This is a genomic window from Bradyrhizobium ferriligni (assembly GCF_056837965.1).
The window spans coordinates 26066-40876 of sequence record NZ_JBXEJO010000028.1 but is presented as its reverse complement, the minus strand read 5'-3'; the positions used below and the strand labels follow the sequence as shown (position 1 = coordinate 40876).

The 14811-nt window shown below is 60.8% G+C and carries 11 protein-coding genes and 1 pseudogene; 3 read left to right on the top strand and 9 right to left on the bottom strand.

The genetic code is table 11. The features are described 5' to 3' along the window. Positions 1-76: 76 nt before the first annotated feature. Complete coding sequence (locus AC1VNY_RS18230; RefSeq protein WP_482406209.1) at positions 77-1639, bottom strand: porin; 1563 nt, start codon at positions 1637-1639, stop codon at positions 77-79. A 716-nt stretch (positions 1640-2355) separates the two neighbouring features. On the opposite strand from AC1VNY_RS18230, the pseudogene AC1VNY_RS18225 reads away from it, so the two are divergent. Next, positions 2356-2585: pseudogene (locus AC1VNY_RS18225) on the top strand (ATP-dependent DNA ligase); the annotation flags it as partial. Positions 2586-3964: 1379 nt separating this feature from the next. On the opposite strand, the gene AC1VNY_RS18220 reads toward AC1VNY_RS18225, so the two are convergent. The 7 genes from AC1VNY_RS18220 to AC1VNY_RS18190 all read right to left on the bottom strand — a co-directional run bounded on the left by AC1VNY_RS18220 (position 3965) and on the right by AC1VNY_RS18190 (position 10842). After that, entirely contained in the window at positions 3965-5083 is a 1119-nt protein-coding gene (locus AC1VNY_RS18220; protein ID WP_482406208.1) for an alpha-hydroxy-acid oxidizing protein, read from the bottom strand. Between the two features lie 84 nt (positions 5084-5167). Continuing rightward, complete coding sequence (locus tag AC1VNY_RS18215) at positions 5168-6172, bottom strand: nitrilase (RefSeq protein WP_482406207.1); 1005 nt, start codon at positions 6170-6172, stop codon at positions 5168-5170. Positions 6173-6194: 22 nt separating this feature from the next. Then, entirely contained in the window at positions 6195-7229 is a 1035-nt protein-coding gene (locus tag AC1VNY_RS18210) for a branched-chain amino acid ABC transporter permease (RefSeq protein WP_482406206.1), read from the bottom strand. Further along, positions 7226-8092: a branched-chain amino acid ABC transporter permease gene (locus AC1VNY_RS18205; RefSeq protein WP_482406205.1), complete on the bottom strand. Its 867-nt coding sequence runs from the start codon at positions 8090-8092 to the stop codon at positions 7226-7228. Before AC1VNY_RS18205 ends, AC1VNY_RS18210 begins: the two co-directional genes overlap by 4 nt. A gap of 2 nt (positions 8093-8094) precedes the next feature. Continuing rightward, complete coding sequence (locus AC1VNY_RS18200; RefSeq protein ID WP_482406204.1) at positions 8095-8787, bottom strand: branched-chain amino acid ABC transporter ATP-binding protein; 693 nt, start codon at positions 8785-8787, stop codon at positions 8095-8097. After that, positions 8774-9523, bottom strand: a complete 750-nt coding sequence (locus tag AC1VNY_RS18195; RefSeq protein WP_482406203.1) for an ABC transporter ATP-binding protein — start codon at positions 9521-9523, stop codon at positions 8774-8776. The genes AC1VNY_RS18200 and AC1VNY_RS18195 overlap by 14 nt, the downstream gene beginning before the upstream one ends. 5 nt (positions 9524-9528) lie before the next feature. Continuing rightward, complete coding sequence (locus tag AC1VNY_RS18190; protein ID WP_482406202.1) at positions 9529-10842, bottom strand: ABC transporter substrate-binding protein; 1314 nt, start codon at positions 10840-10842, stop codon at positions 9529-9531. 284 nt (positions 10843-11126) lie between these two features. On the opposite strand from AC1VNY_RS18190, the gene AC1VNY_RS18185 reads away from it, so the two are divergent. Further along, positions 11127-12122: an AraC-like ligand-binding domain-containing protein gene (locus AC1VNY_RS18185; RefSeq protein ID WP_482406201.1), complete on the top strand. Its 996-nt coding sequence runs from the start codon at positions 11127-11129 to the stop codon at positions 12120-12122. 35 nt (positions 12123-12157) lie between these two features. On the opposite strand, the gene AC1VNY_RS18180 is transcribed toward AC1VNY_RS18185, so the two are convergent. Beyond that, positions 12158-13075: a LysR family transcriptional regulator gene (locus AC1VNY_RS18180; protein ID WP_482406200.1), complete on the bottom strand. Its 918-nt coding sequence runs from the start codon at positions 13073-13075 to the stop codon at positions 12158-12160. A gap of 96 nt (positions 13076-13171) precedes the next feature. Between AC1VNY_RS18180 and mdlC the strand changes: the two genes are divergently transcribed. Further along, positions 13172-14800, top strand: a complete 1629-nt coding sequence (gene mdlC, locus AC1VNY_RS18175; protein ID WP_482406199.1) for a benzoylformate decarboxylase — start codon at positions 13172-13174, stop codon at positions 14798-14800. Positions 14801-14811 lie beyond the last annotated feature (11 nt).

The window sequence follows — 14811 nt, the reverse complement described above, 5'->3', positions numbered from 1 at the left end:
CCCAAAACCTAGGGCCGTAGATACGATCGCTCCAGATTCTCTTGGCGATGTCTCCTGATCGCCCGGCAATTAGTTCTCAAAATTGGAAACGCAAGCCGACGGTAGGATCGAACGCGGACCTATGCAGGAAACCGCTTGCGAGACCGTTCGACACTTGTGACCACATGATGCCCGCATAGGCATCGAACTGCTTCGCGAATCTGTAGTCGGCGAGGAAGGAAACCGCATCCAGTTGTCCGCTGCACTGCGACAGGCTCGCGTCGGTACAACGACGCGTATTCAAAGTAGCGGGTGTTCCACCCTGAAAACTGTTCTGCTCTTCATGATAGTACGCTACGTTCAGGTCAAGGTCAGGCCTAACCGCATATCTTGCGCCGGTCCAAAATACCTGGAGGACCCTATCGGTCGTGAAGGCGGTGTTGTTGACGCTGGCAAGCGTGTAGCCCCCTAGGATGGATTGGCCCACGGCCAGAGGGTTATTCGGGTTGGCGAATTGGATGTGCTCGTAGCCGCCGTAAAGCTTCACAGGCCCGATGGCATACTTGGCAAGAAGCATAACGCTGGTGTTATCGGAGATCGTTCCCGCAACAAATCCGCTTCCCGGATTCGTGAGAGATGTCGGGAGTATTGTGCCTACCGGCAGCGGCGCTGCCGAGATAGCGTCCTCAGTCTGGCTGAAGATCGCATCCAAGGACAGGCCGGCATAGTCCCCTCCGATTTGCCCCTGAATAGCATTGCCTGTGGCGCCACCGAAACCAGATCGGACCCGGGTTTCGACGGCCGCGCGGATGACGCCAATATTCACCAGATATTTGAAGGAATTGTCGTAGATCCGATCCTCGGTGTCTCCAGCACCACCGGTGGCTCCCTGGAAGCCGATTACGGAAAACGCACCCGAATTGCCCATGGGGTCATAGTTGGCGACGCCGTCCGACGTCAGCGAGCTCTGTCGGCCATAGGTCAGGGTTCCAAAGGTCGAGGACTTTAGACCGGCATAGGCGGCAATATTGAATACCTGACCATCTTTTGCAGAGTCTCCAAATGAGGTCTGCGCACTGACCGGCAACCCATTGTTCTGTGCAATGGATCCGAGTCCATCGGAAAGTTTGCCGGACCAGGGGTTAAATCCTGATTGAAGGTTGAATACCCCCGACAGCCCCTCCGTCAGTTCGACATCTCCCTTGAGACCTACGAATGAGGAGCTAAGCGCATTCCCGGTAACACCAAAGTATCGACCGTTGCTGTTCCTGGAGATCAGGTAATTCACGCCTGCCCCGTAGGTTGAACTCAATGGTTGAGCGTGGTCCAGGTAACTCAGGCTGAGATCCACGGCGCCATATAGCGTAATTCCGTTCCAGGTCAGGCCACTATTGAACGGTGACGCCTTCTTGCTGACTGCCTTGTAGGCAGCCTGACCGACCTTTATCGGATCGGTCGGCCGCTCCGCGCCTGCAGACTGTTTTGCCTGTCCAGCCTCCAGCTCGCGCTGTCGCTTCTCGAGCTTGGCGAGCCGCTTGATCAGCGCGAGATTCTGCTCGCGCAACTGTTGGGATTGCGCTTGAATGTCGGAAAGTTCGCTTGCATGGCCTGCAGTTGTTAAGGCGACAATTGACGCTGCCGAAATGAGAGTCTTCTTCACGAGCGATTTCCCCACAAGAGCATTTTTTGCATGACGATCCGGTCGCCGAAACGCAAAACGTCCGCGAGGATCTCAGGGACCAAGAGTCATCTTCGAAGCTGGAAATTCCAAATCGTGAATGAAACCTTCGCTCGGTTTCACTGGCGACGGCAGACGAGACCTTGGCCATCATTTGAGTATCCACCACCGCTTCCAATTTCCCTGTTCGATCGGAATGAACCGTGCAGCGCACGTGGATCACCCAGGGCGGTCGTTAGCGAGATTTGCAGTCGCGATTTCGGCCGACAATCCTGAGACCGCCCCCGTCAGCGACAACGGCGTTGCAATCGGTCCTCCACCGGCAGGATCCTGCAGGGCGCGCTCTGCCCAACGTCTCATTAATTTGATCGTACCGCAGCAAGCAGACCTGCGTCGGGCAGGCTGTTACGGCAAGCGGAGGCAAATCGCCGGCGGAGACCTGCTCGCATGAAGCTGAGACGGACGGTCGAAGCTCTTGGACCATACCCATCGCTGTTCCTGTTGGCGGTGCCAACCGCCACCGTGGAGCCGCTGAAGCTCGCTACGGTGGCTATCGCGGGAAAGGGCCACTGGATAACCGGCACGGCGACGATCGTTGCCTGTTACTCGTTCAGCCTTCGGAGGCCGACCGTATCATCCTCATGGAGGCGCGCACCTGCGGCCGCCGAGCCATTTCACGACCGACGGTGTCTCCGGCGATGAGCCGCAAGTCCATGCTGCCGAAGCGTTTGCAACCAATGCTGGCGACGCTGACCGAGGCCCGTTCGACGATTCCAATTGGGTGTTCGAGGACAAGTACGATGGCTTCCGGACGGTTTCAGAGATCCGCGACGGCAAGGTCACACTCTTCAGCCGCAACGGCAAGATCATCAGCCATTCGCACATCGAGGTCGCCAAGGCGCTCGAAGGCGTGAAGGGCGACGCGGTGACCTGGCTATGGCTTTACGGGATCAGCGGTCGGCCCACCTTGCGCTTTGGCAGCCGCCGTCTGGCGTTCGCGCGTGGCGCTCAATTCATTCAGGAGCTTCGATTGTTGATCGGCCGTCATCGAGGGATTTTTGCGCGGCTTCGGCAAATCCTCTACCGGAAGATAGGTGTCCGGCTTGGCACGCGCGGGCATTTCATCTCGCGCGTCCATCAATGATGAACCTGTGGAAGTCGCACAGCCGCAAAGCGACAGGCTCAACAACAATTCCCCTGCGGCAATTACTGTCCGCCGCTGATGGAGATACATAGCAAACATGCACGGCCGTTTCCGCAATCATTGCGGGCCAATTATGTCCGTTGACAGTCCTCTCGGAGGCACTTTACGGCGAGGTTAATCGGGGATTATGGATCGTTTCTTTCTGACGTTTCAGAGGCGAGCGGCCCGGTCAAGGGCAAGCAAAAGCCCGCCCCCATCGCTGGCACAGACCGCGGTAGAACAGGCCGCGACATCGCGAAAAAACACCAGCGCCCCATACCCGGCGCTGGTGTTGTAGTTCCGCTAGCGTTGTAGCGTGCCGCTGCGTGCAGAGAGTTTCCGCAAACTAGTCCGCGCAAACAATGAGCCATTTGTCTATGCGGAACTCACAATCTTCCCGAATTTCCCGGTGAAAGCTGGGACGTCTTCCCGGAAGTTCGCGGCTAGTGCTCTCGCTTCGCCGGGTGATACCTGAACGGATCGGCCCTCCATCCGGTCCCCCGGCGTAAGAGCAAGCCCTGCGCGACAAGCTTCCGGCATGTAGGATTAACGCGCTGAATCGCCGCGTTCTCTCCAAACAGACGGTCGGCTAGCTGACGCTCTGTCAGGCCTGGTTGTTCGCGAACGGCGCGAACGATTTTCTCTGCAACTGTCATGGTGACCCAAATTGATCGACCATCACACCTGCCGTAACACGCTACGTCAACGTCCTAGTGCGCGCACCAAAGGTGTTAGATATCCTTCTCCGCTATCCGCTTCCGAATGGTCAGTCGGGAGCTTTTGCGCGAGTGATTAGCGCAAAATCACGGAATTCTTCGGTGGCCCTGCGGTAGATTCGAGCAATCGGATACTGGGGAGAACCGTGGCGTAGAAATGGAGGAGAGAATGTCAGTCAATCCTCATTGATAGAAAAGGCATATTCACTTTCCTGGGCCAAAACCTACCATTTGAGCTACGGCCGAAACCCGGAGTCAGCCGTTGGGCTGCGTCGGTCCCGCTTCAAGCTGCTCGTTTGGCAGCCTGAAATGCCATCACCGAAGACCGTGCCGAGGTCGACTGCGTTGCTTTGGGCGCGCGGCCAGCGGCGCGTCTGCTTTGACGCCAGCGCGACGGTCTGTGGCTCCTCACGATTGAATGAACTGGCTGTCAAGACGTGCGGCCTCTGGACAGCCGATAAGCGCCAGCGTCGTATCGACTTCGGCAGTGAGGATTTCAACCACGTGACTAGCCCCTTCTTCGCCCGCGGCGGCGAGACCATAAAGGATGGCGCGTCCCAACAACACCGCTTTGGCACCGAGCGCCAACGCCTTTACCGCATCTGCTCCGCGACGTATGCCGCCATCGACGAGGAGCGGCATCGCATTCTGATTCGAGATTTCCGCTAACACATCTATGGGCGCCGGAACGTCCTCGATCTGCCGTCCTCCATGATTGGACAGAACGACGGCATCAATGCCAAGCTCCCGGCATCGACTTGCGTCGGTCGGAGTCATAATGCCCTTCACTATAAGCTTACCCGGCCAGACGTCGCGGAGCGCCTGAAGATCCTTCCAGCAGAAGCTGGCATCCATCTGCCGACGCATCAAGGCGGCTTGTGCGTTCACGTCGGTTGCGTCAGGGCTGGCAAAATTTGCGAGCTGGGGCAACCCATGGCGGATCTGCCCGAGCGCCCACCTTGGATGAGTTACGGCGTCCAGAACCGATCGGGGAGTCTGGCGAAACGGAATCGCAAACCCATTTCGCAGATCACGGTGCCTTTTGCCATTCACCGCAACATCAACGGTGAGGACCAGCACACGGTAACCCGCTTCTTTGGCCCTGCCGACAAGCTGCTGCGCCAGACCTCGCTGCACGACGTAAAGCTGAAACCAAAGATCACCGCCCGCCCGTTCCGCGACGTCCTCAATTGTCGCGTTCGATGCGGTCGAAAGTACAAACGGGATTCCTGCACTGCGAGCAGCCCGGGCTAACGCAACATCGCCGTCAGGCCACAGAGCACCATTCAGGCCCGTCGGTGCGACCACAAAGGGCGTTGGAAGCGTCCGTCCGAATAGAGATACGGACAAACTGCGCTGGCTGACATCGACCAGCCGCCGAGGAGCAAAACTGATCGCCGCAAAAGCTCTAAGATTTCGGTGCAAACCACGTTCGCTTTCGGCTCCCCCATCAAGATAGTCAAACACCATTCGCGGAAGGCGACGCCTAGCGAGGCTTCGATAGTCGTCAATGCTAATCGGAGTCACTGTAAGACCTCAAGCCACACCGTTCCTATCATAAAAGGCAACCCCACACGGTACTCCGCACGTCGACCAGCTCGGGTAGACCGTTCAAGTCTCGGTGAAAGTGACCGCGGCCGTTTCGTCTTCGCTGAAGCTGACGCTCGTGCGACGCGGGCTGCGGTTGACCATGAGCCGGACGACGTCACCGCGGGCGTAGTGCCCCGAAGGGTCGTAGGCCGCTTTGGCGATTGCAATCATTGACAAGTCTGCGTCAGCATAAAGCATGCCTTCCTGGTCCTGCGGCAGATGCTCGCACATCGGCTGACCATCGGGGCCGAAGATCATCGAATAGCCTCCACCCGGCTTCGCTCCCTCCGCGTTCAGCAAATCGGCCTTTTCCGGAGTATCGCAAAGCATGTCGAACATATCTTGACCAGTAATTGCCGAGGCATGCAGGACGAAGCAACCTCCCTCTAGCGCGTAGATCTGGCTGGCGGCGAGATTGACCTCATGGCCCAAAGCGTAGGCTTTGCCGCGATACAGCGTAAAGGATGGCCACGACGCCACGTGAACTTGCTCGTGCATCGAGTACATGGCGTATTTCGACAACGGCTGAATGTGCTCGGCACAGCACAAGGCTCCGAGGCGTCCGACGCTGCTGTCGACGACGCGGAAATCGGACCCATCTCCTTCACCAAATAGCGTACGTTCGACGTGGGTCGGCTTGAGCTTTCGGCGGTTGAAGATGATCTTTCCCGCATCGCTAATGAAAACTTGACTGAGGTAGAGCGTTCCTCCCTCGATTTCGGAGAAGCCCATCACAACATTGATTTTCGCTTCGGCGGCTGCCGCACAAAGATCGAGGATTTCGGGCCCATCAGCACGCAGCGAATTGGCGTGATAGCGGGGTACAAACTGCATTCCCCAAGCCGGCGTCCCGAGCCAAAGCCACCAAGGATAGCCTGGAATCCAGACCTCCGGGAACGCCAGCAGCTTCGCCCCTGCTGCACCCGCCTCCTCGATGAAACGAATCGCCTTGGCCACGGAAGCTGGCGCATCCATGAATACCGGTGCGGCCTGAACGACCGCGACTTTGAATTTCGTGTCCTGCATGGCGAGATCTCCGAACCAGGTTTCAGGTTGTGGGGAATGACGCGGATCGGTCCGGATCGGACTCGGCCATGCGCCGGCGTATCCGGAACGGATCAAGGCGCCACTTTTCCGGAATGAGAGAAACGGCGCCGCCTGGGGCTGCCACCATGGTCAAGATCGCAAGCAGCCCGACCCCAATGAAGTACCAGGCGCCATAGCCCGCAAAGGTCTCGCGCAGCAGGAAATAAACAAGGGTCCCCACGATCGGGCCTTCCAGCGTTCCGATGCCGCCGAGAACGGCAATGAAGATCGCCGCGGCGGTCCAGTTCAGCGAGAACGAGGCATCCGGCGTGACCTGAAGCGTATTCATGTACGAGACCGCGCCGGCTAGCCCCGCCATGACGGCGCACAGGACCCAAAGCGCGATCTTCGCACGGGCGACCGGAACGCCGCTGGCCAACGCGGCAGGTTCGGAGTCACGCACACTCATCAACGCAAGCCCCAGCGCGCCGCGTAGCACCTGTCGGCTCGCGACAAGCGATCCGACGCCGACTAACAACGCTGCCCAGTACACCCCCGCGTTGCGCGTCCACCGATCGATATCGCCCATCGCCTCCAGCGGCATGCCGCCTCCGGCTCCCAGCCATGGCGAATTCAACGTCAGTATCCTCATCATTTCGGCGAGAACCCATGTGCCGACCGCAAAGTAGGCGCCGCTCAGGCGAAACATCGGCCAGGCCGAAACGAGCGCGAAGGCGGCGGCAAAGACGGCTGCGGCAGGCAGCAGCAGAAACGGATTGAGTTGCAGCTGGTTCGATAGCGTGAACAGCGAATAGGCACCTACGCCGACAAACACGTGCAAGCCGATGGCAACCAAACCACCGTAGCCGGCGAGCAGATTCCAGGCGAGGGCGACGGCAAACAGCGTGAAGACTTCGACGAGCAGCCGCTGCACGGCGAACGTCGACAACCAGGGAACCAAGACTGCGAGCGTGGTGACAACAAGGAGCCCAGCCCCCAAGGAAATCCGCGCCAATGTCGTCTTGGAATTCGTACTCGAAAGGGTGACCGCGGTCATGATGCCGCCTTTCCGAACAGACCTTGAGGACGAGCGAGCAAAGCGACGAGGAATACGAAATGACCGAAGAACGGACCGAGGCCCGAGGCGATCTTCGCGCCGAAGAGTTGAGCGACGCCGATCACGAGCCCGCCGAAAAACGTACCCCAGATATTGCCCAGTCCGCCGAGCACCACCGCTTCGAACGAATACAGCAGCCGCTCGGGCCCGGCCGTCGGCGAAAACGGCGTTCTGAGCGCGTACAGCACGGCCGCGACGCCGATGGTCGAAAAGATGACCCCGGTTACAATCGCAAAGAAGCGGCGATCGTTCACGCCGACCAGCCTTGCGGTGCCCGGATCGTCTGACACTGCGCGCGCCTGGCGTCCGAAATGCGTGTGCCCGACCAACCAGTGCGTCGCCCCAAGCAACGCGACGCTCGCGAGCGCGGAGAGCAGCGGAAGAACGCCGACGGAAACACCGGCAACGCTGAAGCCGAGACCAGCCAGATCGCCAGCCTGCAAACTGCGGGTGTCGGCCGAAAACATTTCCTGGAGGACATTCTGCAACACGATCGAGAGGCCGAATGTCAGAAGCAGCGGAGCGAGAGGATCGCGTCCGACGACGCGATTGAGCAAGGTAACCTGAAGCAGCCAACCGAGCGCGAACATCATCGGAATCACCACGAGCAACGCGGTGAAAGCACCAGCGCCCGCGCCGCTCATCACCGCACTGGTCAGATAGGCCCCCACGACGATCAGATCGCCATGGGCGATGTTGATCATGCGCATGACCCCGACGCTCAGGCTCAGGCCAAGCCCGAACAGCGCATAGAGCGCACCCAGCATCAACCCGTTCAGCAACGTTTCCGCGGCGATCTGCACGATCAGTCTCCAAAATACGCGGCCGACACGCGCGCATAGTCGGCGGTCTTTGAGTTTCCCTCGAGCACGACATTTCCCTTCAACATGCAGTAGTACCTCGACGACCTGGCGAGCGCGCGACGTACATTCTGCTCGACAAGGACGATTGCCATGCCTTCGTCGATGACGGTGGCGAGCAACTCGTAGACCGCCTCGACCGCGACCGGCGAAAGCCCGAGCGATATCTCGTCGCAGAGCAGGAAGTCGGGATTCGTGACCAGTGCCCGGCCGACCGCCACGAGCTGCTGCTGACCGCCGGAAAGCGCCGTGGCGGGACGAGACCGCAGCTTCTGGAGAACCGGCAATTCACGATAGAGACGGTCGGGCGTCCATGGACCACGACGGCCATTTCGCGCGGCGAGCAGCAGATTCTCCTCGACGGTCAGGCTGGGAAACAGCCGGCGACCTTCGGGCACCAGCGCAATTCCACGGTTCAGTTGGTCGATCTCGACGGAGCCGCCGACCGGTTTTCCGTCAAGCAGCACGCTCGTGGCGGCGACCTGGACCGACCCCACGATGGCGCGAAGGAGCGTCGACTTCCCGACGCCATTCGCCCCGATCAGCGACACCACCTCGCCACGCCCGACCGAGAAGTTGATGCCGAACAAGGCCTGAAACATGCCGTAGTTTGCGTTGAGAGCTTCAGTGCACAGCATGATGCGCCTGCTCGTCAAGATCGGATCCAAGATACACGTCGCGAACTTCGCGGCTGCTCATGACCGCGCCAGGCGCACCGTCGCCGAGCAACCTTCCCTCCGACAGCACGAGCAGACGATCGGCTGACGAGACCAGCGCGTGGACGAGATGCTCGATCCAGATCACGGTCACGCCGGCCTTGTGGATCGAGGTGACGAGTTCCAGCAGTTCGCCGACCTCGGCGTCGGTCAGCCCGCCCGCGACTTCGTCGAGCAGCAGCAACCGTGGCTCGGTCGCAAGCGCTCGAGACAGTTCGAGCCTCTTGCGCTGGAGCAACGTAAGGCGCCCGGCGGGGGTATCGCCGAGATGCTCAATGCCGCAGCTACAGAGCGCTTCCCTCGCCTTGTGCTGCGCCTTCTTGCCGTGCAGCGAAGCTCCGAAGGTCGCTGCAACGAGCGCGTTCTCGAACACGGTCATGCCCTGGAACGGTTGGGGAATTTGAAACGTCCGGCCAATGCCCGCGCGGCAACGCGCATCAGCGCCGAGCGCGGTGACGTCTTCCCCTCCGAAATAAACGGCCCCGGAATTACAAGTGAGATTGCCGGAGATCAGGCCGAACAGAGTGGTCTTGCCCGCTCCATTCGGCCCGATCACGCCGACGAACTCGCCAGCCCGAACCGTAAGCGTCAGGCCCGGGATCACGACCATGTCGCGATAATACTTGCTGACGTCCCGCAGCTCGAGCAACGCCGTCATCGCCGTCAGCTCTTGAGCAGTTCGAGCTTGCGCTCTGTCTTGATTTCCGGCGCCGTGCTGTTGCTCGTGATGGAAAGGTGCGGCTTTCCGGCAGCCTCGACATGCCACTGCCCGCCGACCACCCGGATCTTCGAGACATTCGCGATGCCGCTTGCACCGAAATCGAGATTTCCGATGACCGTGTCGGTCTTGAGCTTGCGGAGGCTTTCGACAACCTTGCCCGGGGATTTCGGATCGCCGCTCGCCTTCAGGGCCTGGACGCCAGCCTCGAACAGAGCATGCGCGACGCCGATCGGCTGCGTCCACTCCCGCTTCGTGGTTTCCTGGTACGAGGCCGCGAGCTCGGCCGCGGTTTGCCCGGTCAGGCTGGAGCGGAACGGGTAGCTGGGCAACCACCAGATCTCGGTCGACATGCCCTCCGCGCGCGGTCCAAGAGCCGCCACGCCGCCCGGGAAGAGCAGCGCTTTCGCGATGGTGCACACCTTCGGCTTGAATCCCATCTGGGCCGATTGATTGAGGAACGTCGCCCATTCAGGGGGATTGAACAGGCCAGTGACGATCTCGACGCCCTCCTTCTTGAAGGCCTGGATGTGGGTCGAGAAATCATCCGCGCCGACCGGAAAGCGCCCGATATCGATGATCTTGTAACCGGCTTTGGCGAAGGCGCCCGGCATTCCGAGCTTCAGGTCGCCCATCGCGTTGCCTGGAACGTCATTCGAAAATACGGAGCCCACCACCTTGTTGGTGTCCGCGTCCTTCCAGATGTCGAGATAGACGGAGGCGATGTCCTCGATCCCCCAGAAGAAATGAAACACGTTCTTGAAGCCCTTGGCCGGATCGCCCTTCATCGGGAACATCCAGGCCTGCCAGGGGCCCATCGTCGAAATGCAGGGCACGCCGTTGAGCTCGCATTGCTGCGACACCGCCGGACCGATCGAGACCTGCGCGAGCATCAGATCGACATTCTCCTTGTTGATCAGCTCTGCTGCGAGATTGGACTGCCGATCCGGGCTGCTCTGATCGTCGCGCGCGATGATCTCGACCTCGTATTTTGAGCCTCCCACCGACCATCCGCCGGCGAGCGATTTCCTGACCTGATCGAGAATGAAATCGTCGGCCTCGGCAAACGGCGCGAACGGCCCGGTCTTCGGACTGATGTATCCAATGCGGATCTTCTTGTCGGCGGCGGCCCAGGCGCGGCCGGTCGAGCCGAGAGTCGCCCCCGCCGTCAATGCCGCGGCGGCCTTCAGGAAATCGCGTCGCGCGGGGTCGGCGATACCGGTCTCGGGGACAAGTCTGGAGTTAATCTTTGAAGCCATAATTCTCTCCGATGCAAAAATGCTGACCGAATTGGCGGGCGCACTTTTGTCAGCTTCGGCCGGAGGCGGCTTGGTTCGGACGGAACAGAAACTTGTTTGAGACGGCGGGACGCAATTTCCTTCCCCCAGGGAATGCCTCGACCAAATTCGCAAAATTGGCATATTTCGTGCTTGATCGCTCAAAATTGAGCAATAAACTTCGCGCTGGCGGATGACGGTCAGCGATCGACCGCCGAAGGGGCACCCAAGAACCCCCATCGTAACGGATCGAGGGGAATCAAGAGATGCTTCTGGAAGCCACAAAGGCTGCTTCGATGCAGCCGTGCTTCGCGTCGACGGCGAGCCTTCCGCCGCGAGAGCGCTTCGACTTTTGGCACGACGTGGTGTGCCGCAATCTCGTCGACCTTGACTACCGGCTGCTCGGCGAAGGTCAGTTTGATGCGTCCTTCCACTGTACTCCGATCAATGGTCTCGACCTGGGCCGCATCAAGGCTTCACCCCATGTGGCTCAGCGAAGCACGGCAGGGATCTCCCGCGCGGACAGCTCTGTGCTGGTCTTCAATTTCGTGCTGTCGGGCTCGCTGGTCGCCGAGCAGGACGGGCGTTCGGCGCAGCTCAAGATCGGCGACGGCGCGCTGTGTGACGCAACGAGACCCTACAAGCTTTCCTCGCACGAGCCGTTTGAAATCGCGTGCATTCGGGTCCCCCGCGAGCAGTGCGTCGGCCGGATTCCGCAGCTGAATCGTCTTTCGGCTTGCAACTTGAGCGAACGATCAGAGCTCGCGCCGATGGTCTTCGGCTACGTGTCGCATCTCATCGATCGTGCGCCCCATCTCACGAGCCGTGCGGCTGGCCTCAAGGTATCGCAGAACTTCAAGGACCTTCTGCTCGCCCTGTTGGCGGAATTGGCCGACTCTCGCTCACCCTCCCTTACCGAATATCGGAGCCTGGCCCTGATGAGGGTGAAGGAGACGGTCGAGCGGAACGTTCACGACGCCGAACTGACACCGGCCACGATTGCGGCCGAGCTCAAGCTGTCGACGCGATATATCAACCAGTTGCTCGAAGCTGAGGGGACATCCCTGTCTCGCTACATATGGTCGAGGCGGCTCGATCGATGCGCCGAACAACTGAAGGATCCGGCCTTGCGCGCGCGCGGCGTGTCCCAGATCGCGATGGACAACGGGTTCAACGATCTCAGCCACTTCAGCAAGGCCTTCCGGATCAAGTTCGGATTGGCGCCGCGCGACTATAGAAACGGCGAGGCGATGCATTCCTAGAGGACGCGGTCCAGTCGCCATGGCCGAACTTGCGATCAGCGTTTGCGGCTTCCCGCCGAGGTCAGCCGCCTCAACTCGTCCAGCAGCTTGAGCGCCGGCACGGCGAGGAGGCCCCGCCGGCGGCGAAATGCCACCAATCTTCGGCTCCCATCGACGCCGGCGATCGAAAGCGGAGCAATCAGGCCAGCGCGCCGCTCCGGCTCGAACATCGGCTCCGCCATCCAACTCAGAAACCCAGAATCAACAACCAGACTCTTGAGCACCGTGATCGAGCGCGTTCTGACGATCACATCGGGCATGCCGAGGCCCTGTTCGGCGAACACCCGTTCGACATGCTGATGCGGACCGGTGCCAGGCGGCGGGATCGTCCACTTCTCGTGAAGCGTATCGGCGAGCGTCAACTTTCGGCGACGCCTGAGCGGATGGTTTGACGAAACCACCACGTAGCTCGTGTCCTCCCAGTAGCAATCGCGAACCGCAACGATCTCATCCGTGTCCGGCGCCTCCGCGCCCAGGGCGAGATCGATCTCGTGTTTCGACAAACTCGCCGCCAACAGATCCCAGACGCCCTCAAATACTTCGAAATGGAGACCAGGCCACCTGGTCAAGGTTCGCTCGATCGCGGGCGGCAGGATCGAGCTCGCGATGCTCGCCACCGCCCCGACCCGAACGGTTCCCTTCGCGCCGCCGCGCAACGCCTGAATCTCTTCCAATGCCTGCGAGGCTTCGGCGTGCAGCGACGTCGCGTGCGGCAGGAAAGCCCTGCCGATATCGGTGAGCTGCATTCCCTTGGAGTGGCGTTCGAAAAGTTCGGCGCCGAGCTGCTGCTCCAGCCGTTTGATCGCGCGGCTGAGCGCGGGCTGCGTCATGTTCAGCAGGGCGGCGGCCCGGCCGAGGCTTCCCGCCTTGGCGATCGTCGTGAAGGTCGACAGTTGCTCGATGCTCAATGCCATAACCGAGTGTAATGGCTTTTCCCATTTTTTTCAATTCTCTGCAACAGGCTCCGTCCCTAGTGTCCGGACAACAACGGAAACCGGGAAGAAGCGAACATGGCCACAGGGACAGATACGTTCGAACAACGACGCGTGAAAGCGCCGACCGTGCGCGATGCGGTCATCGACCTGCTGCGCCGTCTCGACATGACGTCCGTCTTCGCCAACCCGGGATCGACGGAACTGCCGTTGTTCCGCAACTTCCCCGACGATTTCCGCTACATTCTCGGACTTCAGGAGGCCGTCGTCGTCGGCATGGCTGACGGCTTTGCGCAGGCGACGCGCAATGCGTCCTTCGTCAACCTGCATTCGGCGGCAGGCGTCGGCAATGCGATGGGGAACATCTTCACCGCGTTCAAGAACCGGACACCCCTCGTGATTACGGCCGGTCAGCAGGCCCGCTCCATCCTCCCGTTCGATCCGTTTCTCGCCTCCCGGGAAGCCACCGAGCTTCCGAAGCCCTATGTGAAATGGAGCATCGAACCCGCGCGTGCCGAGGATGTGCCGCATGCCATCGCGCGGGCCTACTACATCGCCATGACCCAGCCCTGCGGTCCCGTCCTGGTCTCGGTGCCGGTGGACGATTGGGATCGTCCTGCCGAATACCTGCCGGCGCGGATGGTCAGCCAGCAGGTCCGCCCCGCTCCCGCCATTCTCGAGCAGATCGGATACGCCCTCGACCGCGCGAAGCGACCGGCGTTCGTGGTCGGCGCGGCCGTCGATCGCGACGGCGCATTTGACGAGGTCCGGCAGCTCGCCGAAACGCACAATGCGCGTGTCTTCGCTGCGCCGATGTCCGGCCGCTGCAGCTTCCCAGAAGACCACCGACTGTTCGCCGGGTTTCTGCCGGCCATCCGCGAGAAGATCGTCCATTTGCTTCAGGGACACGATCTCGTCTTCGCGATCGGCGCGCCGGCGTTCTCCTATCATGTCGAGGGGTTCGGTCCGCATCTGCCGGCCGGGGCCGAGCTCTGCCAGCTGACCGACGATCCGCAGACCGCCGCATGGACGCCGGAGGGAATGGCCGCGATCGGCAGCGTGCGGCTGGGCCTCCTGGATCTTCTCGCACGTGCGGCGCCAGCGAGACGCGATGCCCCACCGGCGCGCCCCGATACGCCGCGGGTGCGTCCGACGGCACCGCTCTCGACCGCCTACGTGATGCAGGCCATCGCTGATACGAAGCCCGCTGACGGCATCATCGTCGAGGAAGCGCCGGGCGCCAGGGCTGTGATGCAGGCGCACCTGCCGATTACACAGAGTGAATCGTTCTACACGATGGATAGCGGCGGCCTCGGCTACGGCATGCCGGCGGCTGTCGGCGTGGCTCTCGGCAAGCCCGGCCGCCGCGTGATCGCCCTCATGGGCGATGGCTCTAGCCTCTACTCGATCCAGGCAATCTGGAGCGCGGCGCAACTCGGCGTGCCCGTTACCTTCGTCATTCTCAAGAACCGGCGCTACGCCGCGCTACAGGATTTCGCGCCCGTGTTCGGCTTCGGCTCGCAGGAGCATGTTCAGGGCACCGACCTTCCGGGGCTCGATTTCGTCTCGATTGCAAGGGGTTTCGGCTGCCCCGCAGCGCATGTCGAGAAGGCCGAAGGCCTCCACGACGCCTTGGCCACCGCATTCAAATCCGAGCGACCGACCCTGATCGAAATCGAGGTCGAGGACAGAGACCTGCACAAATAGAACAGAACCGA

Bases quoted from the DNA above. Each gene is read 5' to 3' on its own strand.
- AC1VNY_RS18180 (WP_482406200.1), bottom strand. From the start codon at position 13,075: ATGGCATTGAGCATCGAGCAACTGTCGACCTTCACGACGATCGCCAAG.
- AC1VNY_RS18185 (WP_482406201.1), top strand. From the start codon at position 11,127: ATGCTTCTGGAAGCCACAAAGGCTGCTTCGATGCAGCCGTGCTTCGCG.
- AC1VNY_RS18195 (WP_482406203.1), bottom strand. From the start codon at position 9,523: ATGACGGCGTTGCTCGAGCTGCGGGACGTCAGCAAGTATTATCGCGAC.
- mdlC (WP_482406199.1), top strand. From the start codon at position 13,172: ATGGCCACAGGGACAGATACGTTCGAACAACGACGCGTGAAAGCGCCG.
- AC1VNY_RS18210 (WP_482406206.1), bottom strand. From the start codon at position 7,229: ATGACCGCGGTCACCCTTTCGAGTACGAATTCCAAGACGACATTGGCG.
- AC1VNY_RS18200 (WP_482406204.1), bottom strand. From the start codon at position 8,787: ATGCTGTGCACTGAAGCTCTCAACGCAAACTACGGCATGTTTCAGGCC.
- AC1VNY_RS18190 (WP_482406202.1), bottom strand. From the start codon at position 10,842: ATGGCTTCAAAGATTAACTCCAGACTTGTCCCCGAGACCGGTATCGCC.
- AC1VNY_RS18215 (WP_482406207.1), bottom strand. From the start codon at position 6,172: ATGCAGGACACGAAATTCAAAGTCGCGGTCGTTCAGGCCGCACCGGTA.